16 protein-coding genes are annotated in these 20,631 nt (G+C 66.6%); 5 read left to right on the top strand and 11 right to left on the bottom strand.

Going from position 1 to position 20,631, the window contains the following annotated elements:
* Positions 1-6: 6 nt before the first annotated feature.
* The 3 genes from ACFVYC_RS01615 to nudC are packed head-to-tail and all read right to left on the bottom strand — an operon-like array spanning position 7 to position 3,818.
* Positions 7-612: a YgjP-like metallopeptidase domain-containing protein gene (locus tag ACFVYC_RS01615; RefSeq protein WP_387545849.1), complete on the bottom strand. Its 606-nt coding sequence runs from the start codon at positions 610-612 to the stop codon at positions 7-9.
* Positions 609-2,741: an ATP-dependent DNA helicase UvrD2 gene (locus ACFVYC_RS01610; RefSeq protein WP_387545847.1), complete on the bottom strand. Its 2,133-nt coding sequence runs from the start codon at positions 2,739-2,741 to the stop codon at positions 609-611. Before ACFVYC_RS01610 ends, ACFVYC_RS01615 begins: the two co-directional genes overlap by 4 nt.
* A 54-nt stretch (positions 2,742-2,795) precedes the next feature.
* Complete coding sequence (nudC, locus tag ACFVYC_RS01605; protein ID WP_387545844.1) at positions 2,796-3,818, bottom strand: NAD(+) diphosphatase; 1,023 nt, start codon at positions 3,816-3,818, stop codon at positions 2,796-2,798.
* A 150-nt stretch (positions 3,819-3,968) separates the two neighbouring features.
* On the opposite strand from nudC, the gene ACFVYC_RS01600 reads away from it, so the two are divergent.
* Positions 3,969-5,249 carry a macrolide 2'-phosphotransferase gene (locus ACFVYC_RS01600; protein ID WP_387545841.1) on the top strand — a complete coding sequence of 427 codons (1,281 nt, stop codon included), beginning with the start codon at positions 3,969-3,971 and terminating at the stop codon, positions 5,247-5,249.
* On the opposite strand, the gene ACFVYC_RS01595 is transcribed toward ACFVYC_RS01600, so the two are convergent.
* The 3 genes from ACFVYC_RS01595 to ACFVYC_RS01585 all read right to left on the bottom strand — a co-directional run bounded on the left by ACFVYC_RS01595 (position 5,236) and on the right by ACFVYC_RS01585 (position 12,484).
* Positions 5,236-8,730, bottom strand: a complete 3,495-nt coding sequence (locus ACFVYC_RS01595) for a UvrD-helicase domain-containing protein (RefSeq protein WP_387545839.1) — start codon at positions 8,728-8,730, stop codon at positions 5,236-5,238. The genes ACFVYC_RS01600 and ACFVYC_RS01595 overlap by 14 nt on opposite strands.
* Complete coding sequence (locus tag ACFVYC_RS01590; RefSeq protein ID WP_387547069.1) at positions 8,727-11,984, bottom strand: ATP-dependent helicase; 3,258 nt, start codon at positions 11,982-11,984, stop codon at positions 8,727-8,729. Before ACFVYC_RS01590 ends, ACFVYC_RS01595 begins: the two co-directional genes overlap by 4 nt.
* An 83-nt stretch (positions 11,985-12,067) precedes the next feature.
* Positions 12,068-12,484: an MGMT family protein gene (locus ACFVYC_RS01585; RefSeq protein ID WP_387545837.1), complete on the bottom strand. Its 417-nt coding sequence runs from the start codon at positions 12,482-12,484 to the stop codon at positions 12,068-12,070.
* Between the two features lie 63 nt (positions 12,485-12,547).
* Between ACFVYC_RS01585 and ACFVYC_RS01580 the strand changes: the two genes are divergently transcribed.
* Positions 12,548-13,258, top strand: coding sequence for a 3'-5' exonuclease (locus tag ACFVYC_RS01580; protein ID WP_387545835.1), 711 nt, complete (start codon positions 12,548-12,550; stop codon positions 13,256-13,258).
* 41 nt (positions 13,259-13,299) lie between these two features.
* Here the strand turns inward: ACFVYC_RS01580 and ACFVYC_RS01575 are convergent, their stop codons facing one another.
* Complete coding sequence (locus tag ACFVYC_RS01575; RefSeq protein WP_387545832.1) at positions 13,300-13,488, bottom strand: hypothetical protein; 189 nt, start codon at positions 13,486-13,488, stop codon at positions 13,300-13,302.
* Positions 13,489-13,590: 102 nt separating this feature from the next.
* Here ACFVYC_RS01575 and ACFVYC_RS01570 point away from each other — a divergent pair, with 102 nt between their 5' ends.
* From ACFVYC_RS01570 to ACFVYC_RS01560, 3 genes are read left to right on the top strand one after another with little or no spacing between them, the layout of a single operon-like run.
* Positions 13,591-14,532: an ABC transporter substrate-binding protein gene (locus ACFVYC_RS01570; RefSeq protein ID WP_387545829.1), complete on the top strand. Its 942-nt coding sequence runs from the start codon at positions 13,591-13,593 to the stop codon at positions 14,530-14,532.
* A gap of 16 nt (positions 14,533-14,548) precedes the next feature.
* Positions 14,549-15,304: an amino acid ABC transporter permease gene (locus tag ACFVYC_RS01565; RefSeq protein WP_387545827.1), complete on the top strand. Its 756-nt coding sequence runs from the start codon at positions 14,549-14,551 to the stop codon at positions 15,302-15,304.
* Entirely contained in the window at positions 15,301-16,038 is a 738-nt protein-coding gene (locus tag ACFVYC_RS01560; RefSeq protein ID WP_387545825.1) for an amino acid ABC transporter ATP-binding protein, read from the top strand. Before ACFVYC_RS01565 ends, ACFVYC_RS01560 begins: the two co-directional genes overlap by 4 nt.
* A 105-nt stretch (positions 16,039-16,143) precedes the next feature.
* On the opposite strand, the gene hemL is transcribed toward ACFVYC_RS01560, so the two are convergent.
* From hemL to ACFVYC_RS01540, 4 genes are all read right to left on the bottom strand, one after another.
* Positions 16,144-17,475 carry a glutamate-1-semialdehyde 2,1-aminomutase gene (gene hemL / locus ACFVYC_RS01555; RefSeq protein WP_387545824.1) on the bottom strand — a complete coding sequence of 444 codons (1,332 nt, stop codon included), beginning with the start codon at positions 17,473-17,475 and terminating at the stop codon, positions 16,144-16,146.
* A gap of 27 nt (positions 17,476-17,502) precedes the next feature.
* On the bottom strand, positions 17,503-18,585 hold the full coding sequence (locus ACFVYC_RS01550; RefSeq protein ID WP_387547066.1) for an LLM class flavin-dependent oxidoreductase: 1,083 nt from the start codon (positions 18,583-18,585) through the stop codon (positions 17,503-17,505).
* Between the two features lie 50 nt (positions 18,586-18,635).
* On the bottom strand, positions 18,636-19,616 hold the full coding sequence (gene hemB, locus ACFVYC_RS01545; protein WP_387545821.1) for a porphobilinogen synthase: 981 nt from the start codon (positions 19,614-19,616) through the stop codon (positions 18,636-18,638).
* Between the two features lie 79 nt (positions 19,617-19,695).
* Positions 19,696-20,577 carry a uroporphyrinogen-III synthase gene (locus tag ACFVYC_RS01540; RefSeq protein ID WP_387545819.1) on the bottom strand — a complete coding sequence of 294 codons (882 nt, stop codon included), beginning with the start codon at positions 20,575-20,577 and terminating at the stop codon, positions 19,696-19,698.
* Positions 20,578-20,631 lie beyond the last annotated feature (54 nt).

Here is a 20,631-nt window from a genome sequence, read left to right as displayed (position 1 = left end):
GCAAGCCTAGTCGGCGTCGTCCGTCCAGTGCTCCTGTCCTGGACGGACGGCGCCGTTTGCGGCTTCACTGCCTTGAAGGCCGCGCGCCATCGCAAAGGAGACCCCCTCCAGGAATGCCTTCGCCCGCCCGGTCTCAGGGTAGGCCTCCAGCAGCTTCCAGAAAGCAGCGTTATGCCCGGCCACCAGGAGGTGGGCGAGCTCATGGAGCAGCACATAGTCGATGACCCACTGGGGCATGGGACGGAGCTTGTCCGAGAGCCGGATGGTGCCGTCCGCCGGAGTAGCAGAACCCCACCTTGAGTTCTGGTTGCTGACCCACCGTACTGACGCCGGCGCGGCCTTTCCGCCGAGGTACCGTTCGGAGAGCTGGGCGGCGTGGGATGCCAGGGCGGCGTCCGAGGCGGGGCGCTTCCTGCCGGCGGCTGAGCGCCTTTCCCCCTGGCGGTGCAGCTTGGCCAGCATCCGCTGGACCCATTCCTTTTCCTGGGCTGCCGTAAACCGTGCCGGGATGGCCACCACGGCGGTCCCATTCTCCCAAAACGCCGCGACGGTCCGGGTCCGGCGGGCAGAGCGCCGGACCTCGACCGGGGCCCCGCCCTCGGTGGTGATCACAGCGAGGTGCTTTCCGTCAGGACCCGCAGGACGTCTTCGCCGTAGCGTTCCAGCTTGGACGGGCCAACTCCGGCCAGCGCTGCAAGTTCCTCCAGGGAAGAAGGCCTCGCCTCGGCAATCGCGGTGAGCGTCGCGTCGGTAAAGACCACAAAGGCGGGCACATCGGCTGACAGGGCCACCTCCCGCCGCCATGTCCTCAGGGCGTCAAAGGTCTGTTCTTCGTAGCTCGGCGGGCAGGCGTTGCACCGCCCCACCTTGCGCTCCGCTCCAGTGGTCAGCATACTGCCGCAGACCCTGCACACGGCCGGAACGGCAGCCTTGCGGCGGGGAGCCGGACCTTTGCCCCTGATGTTTGAGCCGGCGACGGAGTCCGGGCGCAGGCCATCGAGGAACCTGGAAGGCTTGCGGTTGGCGCGGCCACCGGGGGTCCTGGCCGTGGACCAGGACAATGAGAGGTGCTCCCGTGCGCGGGTGATTCCCACGTAGAGGAGCCTCCGCTCCTCATCCACGGATTCAGGCGAGTCGGCAAAGGATATGGGCATCAGGCCTTCGCTGAGCCCCACCAGGAACACCGCGTCCCATTCCAGGCCCTTGGCCGCGTGCAGGGAAGCGAGGGTTACGCCCTGCACGGTGGGTGCGTGCTGGGCCAGCGAACGTTCCTGCAGTTCGTTGACAAATTCAGCCAGGCCAAACTCCGGGCCCCGGGTCTTGACGAGTTCGTCGGCGAGCGCCACCAGCGCAGCGAGGGATTCCCAGCGTTCACGCAGCGCTCCGCCGTTGTGGGGAGCTGCGTCCGTGTAGCCAAGGGAAGCCACGATATCCCTGACCAGCTGGCCGAGCGGTTCCGGTGACTCCGCGGAGACTGCCCGGGTGGCTGCCCGCAGCTGGAGGATGGCGTCGCGTACTTCCTTGCGTGCAAAAAAGCGCTCACCCCCGCGCAGCTGGTAGCCGATGCCGGCGGCAGCAAGTGCTTGTTCGTAAGCCTCTGACTGGCCGTTGGTGCGGAACAGGACAGCCACTTCGCTGGCCGGGGTGCCGGCGTCGAGCAATGCCTTGATCTTTTGTGCCACCGTGGCGGCTTCCGCTTCATCGTCCGAGCATTCGGTGAACTGCGGATCGGGCCCTGCGGGCCGTTGCGCCACGAGCTGGAGCGGTGCCGCCCAGGCGGCATCAGCAACGGCTCCCCCGCTCCGCCTGCCCCCGAGGAGATCGTTGGCGAGTTTGACCACCTGCGGTGTGGAGCGGTAGTCCCTGATGAGCTTGACCACGTTGGCTTGTGGATAGCGGGCCTTGAATTCCAGGAGGTGCTTCGGCGAGGCCCCGGTGAATGAATAGATGGTCTGGCTGGCATCCCCGACGACGCACAGCTCGTCCCGTCCTCCCAGCCACAGCTCCAGCAGCCGCTGCTGCAGCGGGGAAACGTCCTGGTACTCGTCCACCACAAAGTGGCGGTACTGCTCGCGGACGGTGGCGGCTACCTTTTCATCCTCCTGCAGAATGCCTACCGTGATCAGCAGGACGTCCTCGAAGTCGATGACGTTGCGGTCCGTTTTGACGTCCTCGTAGGACTGGAAAACCCGTGCGACTGCGGTGAGGTCGAACCCGCCGGGAGCACCCCGGTCCTGCGCATTTTCGAGGTAATTGGCCGGAGTCAGCATGGAGACTTTTGCCCACTCTATTTCCGAGGCAAGATCGCGGATGGAGGCCCGGTCCGTGCTCAGCCGAAGCCGTCGGGCCGCCTCCGCCAGCAGTTGGGCCTTGTGGTCCAGCAGGTTGGGCAGCGTTCCGCCCACGGCCTGCGGCCAGAAGAACTGCAGCTGGCGCAATGCTGCCGCGTGGAAGGTGCGGGCCTGGACGTTGCCTGCACCGAGGTCCCGCAGCCGGCTGCGCATCTCCGCCGCTGCCCGGGCAGTGAAGGTCACGGCCAGCAGGCGCTGGGGTGTGTAGACCCCGGAGTGCACGCCGTAGGCGATGCGGTGGGTGATAGCCCGCGTCTTGCCGGTGCCTGCGCCCGCCAGAACGCACAGCGGGCCATTGAGCGTGCTGGCCACCTCGCGCTGTTCCGCGTCCAGCCCGCCAAGGATGCGGTCCTCCAGGGAAGCTGATTCCTCAAAATTATCTGTAGTCACTTTTGCTGCTTTTTCGTCTCGACTACCGCGTGCTGGAGTCTGGTGGATAGGGCTTCAGGCGCCTGCCAGGTCCTGGATACGACCGCCGAACCAGTGCTCAATGAGGGAGCGGGCAATGGATAGCCTGCTGGAGATGGTGATTTCACCGGCCAGCACGGCGTCCTGGAGTTCCTCACGGCTGAACCAGCGCGCCCTGGTGACCTCCACGCCGTCGGGCGTTGCCTCGGCGTCTTCAGTGACGGCGGTAAATCCAAGCATAAGGGAGGCGGGGAACGGCCAGGACTGCGAACCGAGGTACTGGCATGCAGTAACCCTCACTCCCACTTCCTCACGGATTTCCCGGACCACTGCCTGTTCCAGGGACTCTCCAGGTTCCACAAACCCCGCCAGCGTGGAATAGTTCCTGGCATCGCGTGCCCCTCCACCGCCGAGGAGCAGGCGGCCGTCCGGGCCCACGACGGTGACGATGATGGCCGGATCGGTCCGTGGGTAGTGTTCCGACGAATCAACCGGGCAGCGCCGCACCCATCCCCCGGCTTCCACGTCCGTTGGCGAGCCGCAGCGCGGACAATGGGTGTGCGTGGCATGCCAGTTGGCGATGGCGCTGGCTTCAACAAAGAGGGCAGTGTGCGTTGCCGTCAGCCCGGCGGCAACATCGCGGAACCCTGCCCACGTTGCATCCAGGGGGACTCCGGCAGTTCCGGGCTCCACTGCTTCCGGCAGGACGAAAAGCAGCAGTTGGGTGCCCGGGGCAAGGTCCGAATCGTGCAGGGCGGAACCGAGGTATACCGTCAGCTGTGGTGCGGCACCTGCGGCGGCAAGTTCATCGCGGAGTGCCCGGGCGTCCGCAATGAACAGCCCGCCGCCCTGGAGGAGACCCTGCCGGCCGGAGAGGACAACCGCTTTGGTGCCTGCCTTCGCGAGTAGTTCCTCCACCATCCCCGGTTGCGCCCGGGCGACGGATCCGCGGTCAACCAGCGCGGGAGGCACCGGGAGTACCGTGTCCATCAGGTGGTTCGCCGGCAGCCGGGCTGCCTTGCCCGGGTGGACCGGTGTAACAGACTCCGCATGGCTCATGTGTCCACCGTACTTACTGGGACCGACAATTGATATTTGGGGGCACGTTCAAGGTCCTGAACCCGCCCGCGTACCCCGTTTTGGACTATATCTGAAGACTCGCCGTCCCCGGATCGGTGTCTTGGACTGGACGCAATCTACCGTGGAACGGTGAGAAGAAAACCGATTGAACTGGCAGCCGTTGCAACCGCGGCAGTCCCCGGACTGACCCCGACGGCCGTTAGCTCTGCCCCGGACGACCCTGCGGACTTCGACTCGGCCCTGCTGCTCGACTCCGAGGGCAAGCGGTGGCGGGTCCGGTCACCGCGTCACGCCGAGGCAAGCACCCGGCTCGAAACGGAGTTCCTCGTGCTGCGGGCGTTCGCCCCGGCCATCAGGGCCGAACTTCCCTTCCTGATGCCCACGGTGGCTGGCAGCGTGCGGCTTGGGACCCTGAGCACGTTTGTCTACTCGCACTTGGCCGGCAGCACGCGCAGCGTCGAAGAGCTGACGGCCGGCCCGGACGCCCTCGCCCGCGAAATCGGCGTCGCCCTCGCCGCCATCCACGATCTCCCCCGTTCGCTGGTCAGCAATGCAGACCTGCCCAGCTACACCCCCAACGAGTTCCGCCAACGCCGGCTGAATGAACTTGACCAGGCCGCAACCACCGGAAAAATTCCCCCGGCCCTGCTGCTCCGCTGGGAGCACGCCATGGAAGACGTATCCCTGTGGCGGTTCAACCCCAGCGTGGTGCACGGCGACCTTCATGAGGACAATCTCCTGGTGGAAGGCCAACGCGTCACTGCGGTAACCGGCTGGACCGACTTGAGGATCGGCGATCCAGCCGACGATTTCGCCTGGCTTGTTGCGTCCAATGAGCAGGACTTCGTGGACGCTGTTTTGGACGCCTACACGGCCAGCCGCCGGGACACCCCGGACAACCACCTGCTGCGCCGGGCGGCACTTTCCGCTGAATTCGCCCTTGCCCAGTACCTGGTGAAGGGTATTGCCTCGGACGACCCCGGCATGATTTCCGAGGCAGAGGAGATGCTGGGGACCCTTGCCAGTGACATCGAGGAGCACGGCGGGCAGCCGATCAGCGTGGAGCCGCAGCCGGCGCCGGGCGCTCCCGCCACGGGCAGTGTGCCCGTCGCGGGCAATGCTCCGGTTGGTGGCAATGTGCCCGCCATGCGGGCAGCCGACGCCGGCCCTTCGGGTTCCCTGCCCCCGGTCACGGTAGTCCCGGTCCCGCTGCCTGTGCCTGTGCCTGTGCCTGTGGAGCCTGCCGTCCATGTCACCCCGATCCCGGCGGACCCGCCGGCTAATGCAGGCGATGAAGCCGCCGGGGACACCGGGACGAAAGACAGCGGGCAGGCCCAGGCGGAGGACCGGAAGGAACTGGACGACACCTCGACTGCCGCCATCACCATCGTGGACATCACGAAGAACTAAGGGCAGCCGCCACGATCTCCTCCAATTCGGTGGCCGTTCCGAGGTCGTGGGGGCGCACCACCTCGTTGTCCGCGACGTAGAAAAAGGCCGCCCGTACTTCCTCGAGAGGCACCTCCTTCAGCCGCGCCCAGGCCAGGCGGTACGCCGCGAGCTGCACGGACTTGGTCCTAAGCTGCCCGGCGGACGGCCGCCGTCCGGTCTTCCAGTCCACCAGGTCCCACCGGCCGTCGGCATCCCGGAAGACGGCGTCGATGCGCCCGCGCACCACGACTCCGCCCACACGGGTCTCTACCGGAACCTCCACGAAGGCCGGCGACCTGTCCGCCCAGGGGGACGCTTTGAAGGTTGCGACCATGGCCTCGAGGTCGTAGGCAGCATCGATATGGTCGTCCGAGCCCGGAGCTTCTCCAAGGTCAAGCATCCCGGCCGCACCGAAATACTCTTCTACCCATGCGTGGAAGGCGGTTCCCTTCCGGGCTGACATGCCGGGTTCCCGTGGCACCGGCCGGCGGAGCCTGCCGAGCACCGCGGCGGGGTCCTCCCGCAGTTCCACCAGGGTGGATGCAGAGATGTGGCCGGGCAGGTGCACTTCCCGGCCGCCGGTCCTCGTGGCGCGCCGTTCCAATAAGAGCGCCGCTTCCCTCGCCCAACCGCGGGCAACACCGGTCAGTTCCCTGCGCGGATCAACCTGCCCTGCCGGGGCATCGGCCGGGTGCCGAACCGGGGGCGCTTCCGCGTCCCGGTCTCCCAGGGCGGCGAGAACGTTGGCGGCAGCTGTTTCCATGGCCTCCCGCCGACCGCGCGAGAGGCGCAAACGGTTTCCGGTGCGTGGATCCACAGGCCCCTCGAGGGGGTCGTACGGCCAGGTGGCAATTTCGGATTCCAAGGTGAGCGGGCTTTCCCCGGGGAGGGAGGCTTCCTCCAGCGACCCGGGATGGACCGTTGCGGATGGCCCCGCCGCACCCGCCGTCGTGCCGGTAAGTTCCTCGAGCTCGGAGAGAAACGGTGACATCTCCGCACGTCCCGCCCTGGAACCGACCCAGGCAGGGCTGGAAGCCCAGAGGACGTGCTTGGCCCTTGTGTAGGCCACGTATGCCAGCCGGCGTTCCTCTGACTCCCCGTGGGCCTGGACGGCCGACTTGAAGTCCTTTTCCGCGTCGAGCCAGCCTTTCTGGTCTGGCTGGTCAACGTCCCACTGCGGAAGGTCGGCACGGTCACCCCGGAGCGGCCAGGGCAGCGCTGCAGAACCACTGCTCCAGCGGGAGTCCCTGTCGCTGGGGAAGGCCCCCGCATTGAGCCCGGGGACAAAAACCACATCCCACTCGAGGCCCTTCGACGCATGGACGGTCAGGAGCTGCACGGCCTCCCGGTTGACGTCGCTCGCCGGCGCTTCCAACCCGTTTTCCTCCACGGCGGCAGCCTCCAGCCAGGACAGGAACGCGATGATGTCCACGCGCTGGGATGTCCGCAGGAACCCCGCGGCGGCATCCTGGAAAGCGTCAAGGTTGCGGCGCGCCTGATGGATGCTGATGCCCGGCCGCGCCGCCACTTCGATGTCGAGGAGCATGGCCCGCTCGACTTCGCCCAGCAGTGTGGTGAGGTCGTCCCCCAGGTAGCCGCGGAGTTGCCGCAGCTCAGATGACAGCCGTGCAAGCCTGCTGCGGGCGCCGGCGCTGATCGACCGGCCGTTGGCGGAAGTCCAGCCCTCCCTGGGCAGCCAGTCCAAGGCTTCCACCAGGCTGGCACCGTCCGTCAGGTCGCTTTCGAGGACCGTGTCGGCGGCTTCGTCCGGCTGCCCCTCAGGGGACCTTTCAGCGGCTTGTCCACGCCGGCGGGCCAGCTGGCTGGACCAGTCGCGCAGCGCCATCAGGTCAGCAGGGCCGATGCGCCAGCGGGCCCCCGCCAACAGGCGCATCAGCGAATCCGACCGTCCGGGGTCAGCCAGCACCCGCAGGGTGGCCACGAGGTCCACTATCTCCGGAGTGTCCAGTAGCCCGCCGAGGCCCACAATTTCATAGGGAATTCCCCTGGCTTCAAACTGGCGCCGGATGGTTTCCATCTGCGCGCGGCGGCGGCAGAGCACTGCAAGGGCCGGCGGTACGGGGGTTCCGTCGTGTTTCAGCTCAAAGTCCGTCATCCGGTACCTCAGGACGTCTTCAGCGAGCGCGCTTGCTTCATCAACATCCGTCCCAAAGCGACCCAGCACCACTGTTCCCTCAACTGCATGCGGGCTGGGCTGCAACGGAGGCACGTCCGCTGCTGCAGACCCTCCCCCGCCCGCCGGTCCCCGCTGGGCTGCTGCCTTGCCCAGCGACTCAGACATAACGTTGGCTGCCGAGAGAATGGACCGGCCGTTCCGCCAGGCCGTCGTCAAGTAGGACGTGGGGGCAGGAGCCCACTCCCCGGCCCCTGCGGGACCGTGGTGCACGGGGAACTCGCGGACAAAGTGGAACAGCTGCCCGGCCGAGGCTCCACGAAAACCGTAGATGGACTGGTTGGGGTCGCCCACGGCGGTCACCGCGTGTCCGCCGCCGAAAAGCCGGGAGAACAGCACCAGCTGGGCATAGGAGGTGTCCTGGAATTCGTCGAGCAGCACCACCTTGTAACGCTGGCGTTCCATGTGTACGGCCAGCGGGACATCCTGCGCCACCTTGGCGGCGAGGGCCACCAGGTCCCCGAAGTCAAGGGCGCCCCGCGCCCGCTTGGCTGCTGCGTACCGGCCAACCATGTCGGCCACGCTGGCACGGGTCCGGAGCATGCCGGCGAGCTCGGCCGCCGCCTGGGGCGGGTTCTTCTTTTTGCCCTCCTGATACGGCAGGGACTCAAACTCCGACAGCCGGGCCATCAGCCAGGCTTCCACGTCCTCGGGCTCCTGGAGGTGCTCCGCGCATTCCCCGGCCAGCTGGATGACCGCTTTCACCAGCGTCGATTTGGCAGAACGGAAGTGGGCGTACTCGCCGTCGTAGGCTTCCACCACTTCGCTGGCCAGCTGCCAGGCCTGTGCGCCGCCGAGGAGGACCACGTCCCGTTCCACGCCCAGCCGCAGTCCGTAGTCCGAGACAATACCGCTGGCAAAGGAGTGGTAAGTGGACACTTTTGGCTCGAGGGAATCGCTGCTGACCACCTGTTCCGGGAACAGGCGGTGTCCGGTGTCCTGGCTGGCAAGCCGTTGCAGGGCCGCCAGCTTTGCCCGAATCCGGGATGCGAGCTCACAGGCGGCCTTGCGCGTGAACGTCACGCCAAGGACTTCCTCGGGCCTGACCCAGCCATTGGCTACCAGCCAGACGACGCGGTCGGCCATAGTGGCAGTTTTGCCCGATCCTGCGCCCGCAATGACCAGCCGCGGCGTCAGCGGCGAACTGATGATGGCCGACTGCTCCGGCGTGGGGACATTCTTCTCGCCCAGCAGCAGTGAAAGTTCTTCCGGGGTGAACCGCGGTTCCGGGACGCCGGATCCGGGCATGCCTGCAGCCCCGCTCATTCCGTTACCTGCCTTCCGCGCGCACACAAGGGACACACTTCCGGTAACCGGCAGCCGTGGCCGCCGTGGCTACTTTTCGAAGGATCGTGCCGCGCCATAAATTCACTGCCGCCCATCACCGCAGCGGCCTCCTTCACCATGTCCATGGCCCAGTTCTCCTGCGGATCAAGTGCTTCCTGCTGCTGGATGCCAGGATTCTTCGTGCCAGTACCAAGCTGCGCCAGTACTGCCCCACCGGGAACTGCCGGCGTACTGTCCCCGGTGCTTTCGCTGAAGCCCCCGGCGAGGACCGCGGCCTGGTAGGAGCCCAGCTGCGGATGCGCGGAAAGTTCTGCTTTACCCGGTTGGCGTTTTCCTGTTTTGAGATCCACGATGACCAGCCTGCCTTCGCTGTCGATTTCCAGGCGGTCCACCTGCCCGCGGAGGACTGCCGCACGCGGCGCACCATCGTCCACCGCCACGGGCGGGAGTGCCACCTCGAAATCCTGTTCGACCCCCAACAGGCTCCGGCCTTCGCTCCGCATGACCAGAACGTACTGGGCAAGCTTGCGCACCATCGCCTCCGCACGCTGGAAATCGAGCCTTCCCTCCCAGTTGTCCTTCATCCCCAGGGCAGGCCAGCGGCGCACCAGTTCTGCCACGTATTCCGTTCCTGACGCATCCGGAAGTTCCTGCGCGATGGCGTGGACCAAGGTGCCCAGGCTCCTGGCGAAGTCGGTGGCCGCTTCGCCGCCGGCTGCCTGCACAAACCAGTCGAGAGGCGACTTCTGGACTGTCTCCACCTTGGAGGGCGACACAAACACGGTTCCGCCGGGGGGCACCACTGCCTCGGACGAGGTCAGCTGCGGCAGTCCCCACCAGCTCCCGGGGTGTGCGCCGGCCACAGGAGGCTCAGCAACCGCGAGCCGCGCGAGGACCCGCACCGCTTCCTCTGCCTCGGCTGCGTGGCGTCCGTCCAGCTGGGCGTACTGCCGGAGTTCGGCAACCAGTGCCCGCAAGGTCATGGGGCGCTCCACCGGGGTGAATGGACGGCGGTCCTGGCCGGGATGGAGGGGTGTGACGTAATCCAGGAAGGAGGACGGCTGATCGTCCTCGGAAGAGACGGCTGTGCAAACCAGGAGCTCGCGTGCCCTCGAGACGGCTGTGGAGAAGCTCCGCAGTTCGTCATACCGGATGTCCCGCAACCGGCTCAGCGGATCACGCTGCAACGCGTAACCGGCTCCGTGCTCAACAGCGTCGGCGTACAGCGTGCTGCCCAGCAGTTCGCCGCGGAGCCGGGTGTTGGGCCAGACGCCTTCCTGGAGTCCGGCCACCAGGACCACGGGCCATTCCCGCCCTGCTGCGCTGGCGGGAGTCATCAGTTCCACGGCATCCTCCAGCTGCGCCCGGGCGGCCAGGGTATCCATGGGAAGCTCCTGGTTCAGCAGGTACTCCAGGAACTGCTCCGGACCCGCGCCGGGCATCTGGTCCACGTAGCGTTCGGCCGTGTGGAACAGCGCCATCATGGCGTCAAGGTCCCGATCGGCACGGGCACCGTGCGGTCCGCCGGATAACGCCGTTTCCGTCCAGGCAGCCGAAAGGCCGGTTGAATTCCAAAGCGCCCACAGCACAGACTCAGCGTTGGCCCCCGGTTCGAAGGCAGCTTTCAGCCCCGCCTGGATCATGCGGGCCGTGCGGCGCGCAGCCCGCCCTTCCATGCCGAGGGACGACAGTGCCCCCGGTTCCAGCAAGGCTTCGACGAGCAGGTCGTCGCTGGTACGCCCTCCCCCGCCCAGGAGTTCCTCCCGCCTCAACGACTGCCGCAGACGCCTCAACTCAATGGACGTGGCGCCGCCGACCCTGGACGTCACAAGGGATACAGCTTTTTCGGGCGTCAGCAGGGCAGGGTCGAGCACCACGGCGAAGGCATCGAGCAGTGGCCGCACCGCCACTTCATCCCGGACGGCCGATTCGGCCACAGGCACCCGAACCGGGATCCCCTGCCCGGACAAGTAACGCTGCAGCTCGCTTACCTGGGCCCCGTTGCGCACAATGACCGCGATGTCGGCCAAGTCCCGGCCATGATTGATGTGCTGGTCCAGGATCCGCTGGGCCACATACCGCAGCTCATGCACTGCAGACGGCACCAGGTGCGCCTCCACCACTCCCGGCTCCCGGTCCCCCGCCGGCTGCTCAAGCTGCCGGGCCAGCTGCCCGCCCGCGCGCTGGGAAATACGGGCCGCCACCCCCAGCCACGCATCAGCCAGCACCTGCGAGTGCCGGTGCGCGTATCGAAGCGGCCGCTCCAGGGCGGTGGCATCCGGCGACAGCAGCTGCGGCAGTTCGGCCACCAAATCAGGGCGGGCCCCGCGGAATCCCTGGACTACGGTGTCCGGGGAAAAGGACACGAAGCAGTCCTTTTCGCGGGCTATGTCTGCCAGAAGCTCAAAGACCGCCGGATTTGCCTCCTGCATGTCATCAACGATGATCACCTGCAGGCGCTCGCGCTCGGCAGCCAGGAATTCGGGGACGTCCTGGAAGATCTGGCGCGCGGCGGTGATGATCCCGGCAGGATCAAAAGCCTCAGGCATACGCAGGTCCAGCACGTCACGGTACTCCGCGTACAACGCGCCGGCAGCAACCCAGTCAGGCCGGTCACACTGCCGGCCGAGGTGGGCGAGGTCCGCCGCAGTGAGGCCGGATTCGATCACGCGGTCGAACAGTTGCCGCACTTCCTGGCGGAAGCCGCGCGTCTCCAGGGCTCCCGCCAGATCTCCAGGCCACGGGAGCTCCAGCCCTGGCAGGCGGTGGCCTTCAAGGAGTTCCCTGATGATGAGGTCCTGCTCGGGGCCGGAAAGCAGGCGCGGCGGCCGTGAGAGGGGAAGTACTCCTTCGGCCTTGGCCCGCCGAAGGACATCAAAGGCGTAGGATGCCCAGGTCCGTGCCGGCGTGGTGCTAAGGCTTCTGTCCAGCCGGGCGGTGAACCGGTCCCGGAGGGAGTCGGCCGCCAGCCTGGTTGGGGCCAGGATGAGCATTCGTTCGGGGTCCACCCCGTCCCGAAAAACCCGTGTGACGGCGGCTTCGACCAGGACGGTGGTTTTTCCCGTGCCCGGCGCTCCCGGGACCAGGACCGGCCCGGATCCCTGTGCCACATCAACAGCGGACTGCTGATCGGGGGTCAGCGACGGAGCGTCGGCATGAAGCTGCCGCGGCGGCAGCAGTTTGAGCCGCGCAAGGCCGGACCGGGCAGGGCGCCCGGTCCCGTCGTCGCGCACTGCTTCTTCGAATTCGGCCTCGAGGCCTTCTGCCGTTTCGTGCTGGTACTCGCCGCGGGGACCTGTAAGGGGAACTGTTACTGTCACGCCGACATTCCATCATCAGCCACGGACAATTTCCGGAGACAGCGCGCAAGCTCGCCGGCAACGGCTTCCATCTGCTCAAAGTCTTCATCGCCGGGAGCCCAGCGTGCGGCGGAAAGGTCCACCCGCCAGGAGCCCTCCCCAGTGCGCAGATATGCCTCGTAGGCGCCCTTCAGCGCGGTTCCTTCCCGGACGTAGTGCCGGAGCGCTTCGGCTTCGTGGCCTTCCGGTGCCTGGCCGCTGGCCTTGAGGATGCGCCACCAGGGAACGCCGCTGCCGTAGTGGCTCATGACTGCGCCCACCTGCCTGGGCCCGCCCGTTCCCAGGAGTTCTGCGACGTCGCCGTAGGAGACTGCGGACCCTGCCGGAACCAGCCTCACGATGGCCAGTACCGCCTCCACATACTCAATCCGCATTGTTCCAATGTAGCCGCAGTGGCGCTCCCGGGAATTGTCGGTGGCCCCCGTTAGCGTGGACGTATGAGCACCTGGAACACCCTTCCCCGCGCGGCCTTCGATCTCGAAACCACGGGGCGCAATTCGCGGGCCGCCCGGATTGTCACGGCGTCAGTCACTGTTGTCGACCATAAAGGCGAGGTCATGGCAGAACATGAGTGGCTGGCCGATCCCGGAGTTGAAATACCCGCCGAAGCCAGTGATGTGCATGGGATCACCACTGAGCAGGCCCGGCGCGACGGCAGGCCTGCCAACGAGGTGACGCAGGAGCTCGCGTCCGTGCTGCAGGGGCTTTTCGACGACGGCACTCCGGTCATCGCCTTCAACGCCAGCTACGATTTCACGGTGCTCGCAGCCGAGTCGGCCCGCTACGGGGTCCCGCAGCTTACGCGGTTCCCGGTCCTGGACCCTTACATCATGAACAAGCAGGTGGACCGCTACCGCAAGGGCAAGCGCACACTCACGGCCTTGTGCGAAGAGTATGGTGTGGTCCTGGACAACGCCCATACATCGGCCGCTGACGCCCTGGCCACCCTGAAGGTCCTGGACGCGATGGCCGGGAAGTTCCCGAAACTCAGCATGCCGGCCAGCCAGTTGCACCAGCTGCAGGTGGACTGGGCCGTCAGCCAGGCCGCCGATTTCCAGGGCTACCTCCGCAAGACCAAGCCGGCAGCTGTGATCGAAGGCGACTGGCCGGTGCTGCCCCCGCAGGACGCCTCCACCGGCGGTTTCTAGCACCTCAGGCAGGGCTGAACGGGTCGAGATATATTTCACAGTCACATGGCTTCATAAGGCTGCTTGCTTCCGGGCTCGAAGGATTCGCCGTTGCGGGGGTTATAAGCGTCGGCAAGAGGTTCCACTGGCCAGTTTGCCGAATTTCCTTCGGCAAGGCAGCGGCAATAGCCGCCGCTGTTCGCAATCCCGGCGCAAAACGCCGAAGTGAGACAATAAAGTTTTGCGGTCACCCCTGCTCCGGACCTGCTTGACCAGCACCGGGCAGGTGCCAGGCGCCACCAGCGCAGCCTTGCGGCCCGGTTGACTTAAGACTCAATGAAAGTGACAACCTGATGAAAATCAAAGCGATGAAGTGGCTGACTACCGCTCCCGTGGCACTCGCCCTCGCGGTTTCCCTTGCGGCTTGCGGCTCAGGCTCAGGATCCGCCGAACCGAGCGGGACGCCCACGGACGCCCTCGCCGGCAGTGACCAGCAGACGCTGGACACGTACACCACTGCCGACGTCACTCCGATCGATCAGATCGACAAGACCAAGCTGGGCCTCAACACTGAGGGCAAGCTCGAGGTGGGCACCCTTTCCGATGCCCCGCCTAACATCTTCATTGACCCGTCCGGCAAGTTCACGGGCTACGACAACGAACTCCTGCGCGCCATCGCCGGCAAGCTCGGCCTCGAGGTCGAATTCGTTGCCACGGACTTCTCTGCACTCCTTTCCCAGGTGCAGACCAAGCAGTTCGACGTCGGATCTTCCTCCATCTCCACCACGGACGCCCGCCGCGAGAACGTCGGCTTCACCAACGGCTACGACTTCGGCTTTATGGCTGTTGTTGCCAAGACTGACAGCGACGTCAAGGGCTTCGCCGACCTCAAGGGCGATCTCCGCATCGGCGTTGTCCAGGGCACCGTCCAGGACGACTACGTCACCAACACCCTGAAGCTTGAGCCGATCCGTTTCTCCGACTACGCCACGGTTTACGCCAACGTGCGCAACGGCCAGGTTGACGCCTGGGTCGCTCCGTCCCAGCAGGCTACTGGGCAGGTCAAGGAAGGTGACGGCACCGTCATCGCCGAGTCCGTAGTCAACACGCAGAACTTCACCGCCTACGCCGTGGCGAAGGACAACCAGCCGCTCATCGACGCGCTGAACTCCGGCCTTGACGCCGTAATCGCTGACGGAACCTGGTCCAAGCTGACCAAGGAGTGGTACCCGGACCGCGAGATGCCGAGTGACTGGAAGCCGGGCAGCAAGGCTGCCACGGTTCCCCAGAGCTGATTGAGCCGGGACGCATATGGATCAGCTGGCTGACACCTTCTTCAACTGGGAGGAAATGGCCAAAGTCATTCCCGCCCTCTTTATGGTGGGCCTGCCCAACACCCTCATCCTGGCCATAGCCTCCGGTGTCCTCGGCTCCCTCCTGGGACTGGGGCTGGCCATGATGGCGATCTCCCGCAACGCGGGAGCCCGCTGGGCAGCGCGCATCTACACCGATATCTTCCGCGGCCTTCCCGCCATCCTGGTGATCCTGGTCATCGGCATCGGGCTCAGCCCCATAGCCCGGGAAATCACCGGGTCCCGGAACCCGTACCCCCTGGGAATCCTGGCTTTGACGCTGATCGCGGCCGCCTACATCGGTGAGATTTTCCGTTCCGGCATCCAGAGCGTGGAGAAGGGGCAGCTTGAGGCATCGCGGGCGCTTGGATTCAGCTACGGCAGTTCCATGCGCCTTGTGGTGGTGCCGCAGGGTATCCGGCGGGTCCTTCCCGCATTGGTGAACCAGTTCATTTCGCTGCTGAAGGATTCCTCGCTGGTCTTTATGCTCGGACTCGCGGCGTCGGACCGGGAAATCTTCCGGATCGGCAACGACGCAATGGCCAACACGGGGAACCTCTCCCCGCTGGTGGCCGCCGGGGTGCTTTACCTGATCCTGACCGTCCCGTTGACGCACTTCGTGAACTTCATCGACAACCGGCTGCGTACCGGCAAGCCGGAAAAGAAGGAACCGGATGAGCTGGCAGCACCTATCGGCAAGGGGGCACAGGCATGACGGAATTCGCATCCGGAACCCTGACCGGCAAGAACCTGCACCTCTCGTTCGGCCACAACCACGTTCTCCGCGGCATTGACCTGCACGTGGAGAAGGGCACCACAGCCTCGGTGATCGGCCCTTCGGGGTCCGGTAAGTCCACGCTGCTGCGGGTGATGAACCGGCTGATCGAACCCGACCAGGGCGACATCCTGCTGGATGGCCGTTCGGTCCTGAAGGACAACCCGGATGAGCTCCGCCAGCGGATCGGTATGGTGTTCCAGCAGTTCAACCTGTTTCCCCACAAGACCGTGGCGGACAACGTGTCCCTGGCGCTGCGGAAGCTGCGGAAGCTGTCCACGGAGCAGGCACGGGCCGAGGCCCTGGAACAGCTGGACCTGGTGGGCCTGAAGCACAAGGCCGACGCCCGCCCGGCGAACCTCTCCGGAGGCCAGCAGCAGCGCGTTGCCATTGCGCGTGCGCTTGCCATGAAGCCTGAAGTCATGTTCTTCGACGAGGCCACGTCCGCGCTGGATCCCGAGTTGGTCAAGGGCGTTCTGGCCCTGATGACCGACCTCGCGAAGGGCGGCATGACCATGGTGGTGGTGACCCACGAAATGGGCTTCTCCCGCAATGTGTCAGATACGGTGACGTTTATGGACGCCGGCGTGGTGGTGGAAACGGGACCGCCGCAGCAGATCTTCAGCGATCCCCGCACGGACCGCCTGAAGAACTTCCTCTCGGACGTTCTGTAGCTCCTGCCCCTGGCACAAAGGTATCCCCGGTTGCACCGCAACCGGGGATTCCTTTGTATCCAGCGCCGGGAGCTAAACGTCCGACGGCGCAACTGGCGTGAGCGCCTAGGCCCGGGCCGCTGCTGCCGCCTTCGCCGCGGCCGGCAGGGCGTCAAAGATCCGGTTCATGGCGGCGTCGTCGTGAGCCGCGGACAGGAACCATGCTTCGAAGACCGATGGCGGCAGGTAGACGCCGGATTCCAGCATGGAGTGGAAGAACGGCGCGTAGCGGAAGCTCTCCTGTGCCTGGGCGTCGGCGTAGTTGTGCACGCCGCGGGCCGAGGTACCAAAGGCCACCGAGAACAGGTTGCCGGCGAACTGGATCGAGTGGTCCACACCGGCGGCGTCCAGGGCCCTGGACAGTGCCGAGGAGAGATCCAGCGACCGGACGTCGATGTAGGAGTAGACGTCGCGGGTGGCGTGGGTCAGCGTGGCAACACCCGCAGCCATCGCCACCGGGTTTCCAGAGAGCGTGCCGGCCTGGTAGACCGGGCCGGTGGGAGCGAGGTGGTCCATGATGTCGGCACGGCCGCCGAGCGCCGCCGTCGGCATTCCGCCGCCGATGACCTTGCCGAAGGTGAGGAGGTCGGGGGTCCACGGCTCGGCAGCGTCAGGCGCCCCGCCGGTGAGGCCCCAGTAGCCGGAGTAGCCGGTGCGGAAGCCGGTGAGGACTTCGTCCACGATGAGCAGCGCGCCGTGTTCGCGGGTGATGCGTGACAGGCCCAGGTTGAAGCCTTCCCCGGGGGTGACCACACCCATGTTCGCAGGAGCTGCCTCGGTGATGACGGCCGCGATGTTGGGCCCGTGAGTGGCGAAGGCTTCCTTGACGGCTGTGAGGTCGTTGTACGGCAGCACCAGGGTCTCAGCAGCTGTCGCCTCGGTGACCCCGGCGGAACCCGGCAGTGCGAGGGTGGCCACGCCGGAGCCTGCCGCGGCCAGCAGCCCGTCGAGGTGGCCGTGGTAGCAGCCGGCGAACTTGATGATGAGGTTCCGGCCGGTGAAGCCGCGGGCCAACCGCACGGCCGTCATGGTGGCTTCGGTGCCGGTGGATACCATCCGTACCCGCTCGGCGGCAGGAACACGTTCCTTAACGATCTCGGCCAGGTTCGCCTCATCGGGGGTGGACGCACCGAAGGACAGGCCGCGGTCCACTGCAGCGTGGACCGCGTCCAGCACGGCAGGGTGTGCGTGGCCCAGCAGCGCCGGGCCCCAGGAGCAAACCAGGTCCACGTATTCCTTGCCGTCGGCGTCCGTCAGGTACGGTCCTTTCGCGGAAACCATAAAGCGCGGCGTTCCGCCGACGGACCCGAATGCCCGTACGGGAGAGTTGACTCCACCCGGCATCAGCTGGCGGGCGCGGTCGAAGAGTGCCTCATTACGAGGATTGCTGGAAGTCATGGTTCCTATTCTCTCAGGTCAACACAGCTAGCCGGCCAGCAGTTCAGCCACCCTGGGCGCCACCGCCGTCCCCAGCAGCTCGATGGAGCGCATCATGGCGGAATGCGGCAAGGGGCCGTTGCTGTATTTGAGGTCGAAGCGGTCCACTCCCAGGTTCTGCTTCAACAGGACAATCTTCCTGGCCACGGTTTCAGGCGACCCAACGTAAAGGGCACCCTCGGGCGCACACAAGGCGTCGAACTCTCCCCTTCCGGCAGGTCCCCAGCCGCGCTCGGCCCCGAGCTTGTTCCGCAGTTTCAGCCAGTGCGGGAAGAGTTCCTCCCGGGCCTGCTCGTCCGTTTCTGCCACGTGGCCGGGCGAATGCGTGGCAACCTGCTGCATCGGGTGGCCGTATTTGGACATGGCTTCCCGGTACAAATCAGCGAGCGGCCCGAAGGCGTGCGGCTGCCCGCCGATGATCGCGAAGATGATGGGATAGCCGTACTGCGCGCACCTCAGCACTGATTCGGGTGTTCCGCCTACACCGATCCAGGTGGGCAGCAGGTGGCGCTCCAGGGGCGGGTAGACGCTCAGGCCGGACAGGGAGGGCCTGGTGCGGCCTTCCCAGTGCACAGGTTTCTGTGCCCGCACCTTGTCGAACAGCTCGAGCTTCTCTTCAAACAGCACCTCATAGTCCGCAAGATCCAGCCCGAACAGAGGGAAGGATTCAACGAAGGATCCGCGGCCCAGCATCACTTCGGCGCGGCCGTTTGAGAGGGCGTCAACGGTGGAGAACCGCTGGAAGACCCGGATGGGGTCGTCCGAACTCAGGACGGTGACCGCGGAGCCAAGGCGGATCCGGGTGGTGCGGGCCGCAGCGGCGGCGAGGAAAACCTCGGGGGCGGATACCGCGTAGTCCTTGCGGTGGTGCTCGCCCACCCCGAAGGCGTGAAGTCCGACGGCGTCCGCCAGCTCTGCCTGTTCCAGCAGGTTGCGCAGCACGTGGGCATGCGACTGGGGGCTGCCGTCCCGGTGCTCCCCGATGTCGCCGAACGTGTTCAGGCCGATCAGGATACGGTCCGGGCCCACCGGCTCGGTGGGCCCCAGGACGGTGGGTCCCGCTTCGGGCATGGGGCCCCGGGATGTCGGTTCCTGTCCGGCTCCGGGCAGGGGTTCAGTCATCAGGACTCCTTCAGCCAGCCGGCCAGTTCAGCTGCCCAGTAGGTCAGCACCATGTGGGCGCCGGCGCGGCGGATGCCGAGCACGGATTCGGTGATGGCGGCGCGGCGGTCAATCCAGCCGTTGGCGGCGGCGGCCTCGATCATGGCGTACTCCCCCGAAATTTGGTACGCCGCGACCGGGACAGGGCTCATGGCGCTGACGTCCGCGAGGATATCCAGGTAGCTCATGGCCGGTTTGACCATGACCACATCTGCCCCCTCGGCGAGGTCAAGTTCCACCTCGCGCAGGGCTTCGGTGCGGTTTCCGGCGTCCATCTGGTAAGTCCGGCGGTCGCCCTTGAGCTGGGAATCCACGGCTTCGCGGAACGGGCCGTAGAAGGCTGAGGCGTACTTGGCTGCGTACGCAATAACGGAGGTGTTGACGTGGCCTGCCTGGTCCAGGGCGGCGCGGATGGCGGCCACCTGGCCGTCCATCATCCCGGAGGGACCCAGCACGTGGGCCCCCGCGTCTGCCTGCGCCACGGCCATCTGCGCATAGATGTCCACAGTGCGGTCGTTGTCCACGTAGCCTTCGGCATCCAATACGCCGCAGTGCCCGTGGTCGGTGAACTCGTCCAGGCAAACGTCGCTCATGATCACCAGATCGTCACCGACCTCCGCCCGGACGTCCCGGATCGCCTTGTTCAGGACTCCCTCGGGGTCGAGTGAGGCGGTCCCCTCCGCGTCCCGGGCCTCCGGGATGCCGAACAGCATGATGCCGCCGAGGCCCAGCTCAACGGCTTCCGCCGCGGCCCGCTTCAGGGTTTCGGTGGTGTGCTGGACAACACCGGGCATCGAGGTGATGGGGTTGGGCTCCGCCAGGCCTTCCCGGATGAAGGCCGGAAGGATCAGTTCCGCCGGTGCCAGCCGGGTTTCTGCGGTCAGCCGGCGCATGGCCGGGGTAGTCCGCAGGCGGCGGGGGCGTTGGCTGGGGAAAGTCATGTTCGACGTCCTTCACGTTGTCTGGAATGTGTTCGTACCCGTTGCGGCCGCCGGCAACCTTGCGGCGCCGCCTGACATATCACCCTGGCTCGAGCGCGGCTTCGACGGCGGCCACCAGCCCTTGCGGCGTGGGCTCTCCCGCGATCGCGGCCACGGGGAGGCCCAGCGCGGCGGCCTGGTCCGCCGTCGTCCGTCCAATCACCACCAGCCGGCAGCTGTGCAAGGGCGAAAGGGCAGCGATCCGCCGGACGGCGCTGGGCGAGGCCGCCACCACTGCGTGGATCCGCCCAGCAGCGATTTTCGCGGCGGCTGCTTCCGGTACAAGAAGGGAGTACGACGGCGCGCGTCCCCCCGGCCCCGCGTCCTCCACGGGGATGGCCAGCCGGCGCTCCGCTGCCGCGGGATAGTCGACAGTCCTGTAGGCGGTCACTGCCGTGACGGTGCTGCCGGCCGCCGTCAGTCCCTCGGCGAGGCGCGGAGGGGCGATATCCGCCTGGGGAAGCAGGACCTTCCCGGCACCGCCGGGCCACACTTCCAGGAGGCCTGCGGCTGACTGTTCATCGCGGGGCGTCAGTGCCACGGGCAGGCCGGCGGTTTCGAGAAGCCTCCGGCAGGCCGGTCCGATGGCGGCAATCCGGGTATCCGCGGGGATCCATTGCAGGAGCGCCAGGCCGCGTTCATGCGCCTTCGCGGCCAATACGTGGACTGTGGTGGCGCTGCTGACCACGAGCCAGTCAAACGCGGCGGCGCCGAGCGCATCGCAGGCGACGTCCAGGGAGTGCTGGTCCGCGGCACGTTCGAAGTCGATCAGGGGCAGCAGTAGCGCCTCGGCACCTGCCTCCTCGAGGGCTGCCACGAGGGGCAGCGAGCGCTCCGGGCTGCGGGTGATCAGTACCCGCGCCCCGTTCAGGGGCTTACCCCTCCCAGGCCCGGTGCCGCCGTCGGCTGTGGTGTCCGCCATGGTCAGCCCTCCCCGTGCAGCGGGTGCCGGGCAGGGCGGGAAGGCAGTCCCATG

The organism is Pseudarthrobacter sp. NPDC058329 (genome assembly GCF_042879835.1).
In the GTDB taxonomy this organism is placed as follows: domain Bacteria; phylum Actinomycetota; class Actinomycetes; order Actinomycetales; family Micrococcaceae; genus Arthrobacter.
The sequence above is the reverse complement of the archived record's forward strand: the minus strand, read 5'-3'. Positions and strand labels throughout refer to the sequence as shown.

Excerpts from the sequence above, each read along its gene's own strand:
- nudC (WP_387545844.1), bottom strand. The coding sequence starts at position 3,818 with ATGAGCCATGCGGAGTCTGTTACACCGGTCCACCCGGGCAAGGCAGCC.
- ACFVYC_RS01595 (WP_387545839.1), bottom strand. The coding sequence starts at position 8,730 with ATGAGCGGGGCTGCAGGCATGCCCGGATCCGGCGTCCCGGAACCGCGG.
- ACFVYC_RS01585 (WP_387545837.1), bottom strand. The coding sequence starts at position 12,484 with ATGCGGATTGAGTATGTGGAGGCGGTACTGGCCATCGTGAGGCTGGTT.
- ACFVYC_RS01580 (WP_387545835.1), top strand. The coding sequence starts at position 12,548 with ATGAGCACCTGGAACACCCTTCCCCGCGCGGCCTTCGATCTCGAAACC.
- ACFVYC_RS01570 (WP_387545829.1), top strand. The coding sequence starts at position 13,591 with ATGAAAATCAAAGCGATGAAGTGGCTGACTACCGCTCCCGTGGCACTC.
- ACFVYC_RS01565 (WP_387545827.1), top strand. The coding sequence starts at position 14,549 with ATGGATCAGCTGGCTGACACCTTCTTCAACTGGGAGGAAATGGCCAAA.
- ACFVYC_RS01560 (WP_387545825.1), top strand. The coding sequence starts at position 15,301 with ATGACGGAATTCGCATCCGGAACCCTGACCGGCAAGAACCTGCACCTC.
- hemL (WP_387545824.1), bottom strand. The coding sequence starts at position 17,475 with ATGACTTCCAGCAATCCTCGTAATGAGGCACTCTTCGACCGCGCCCGC.
- ACFVYC_RS01550 (WP_387547066.1), bottom strand. The coding sequence starts at position 18,585 with ATGCCCGAAGCGGGACCCACCGTCCTGGGGCCCACCGAGCCGGTGGGC.
- hemB (WP_387545821.1), bottom strand. The coding sequence starts at position 19,616 with ATGACTTTCCCCAGCCAACGCCCCCGCCGCCTGCGGACTACCCCGGCC.
- ACFVYC_RS01540 (WP_387545819.1), bottom strand. The coding sequence starts at position 20,577 with ATGGCGGACACCACAGCCGACGGCGGCACCGGGCCTGGGAGGGGTAAG.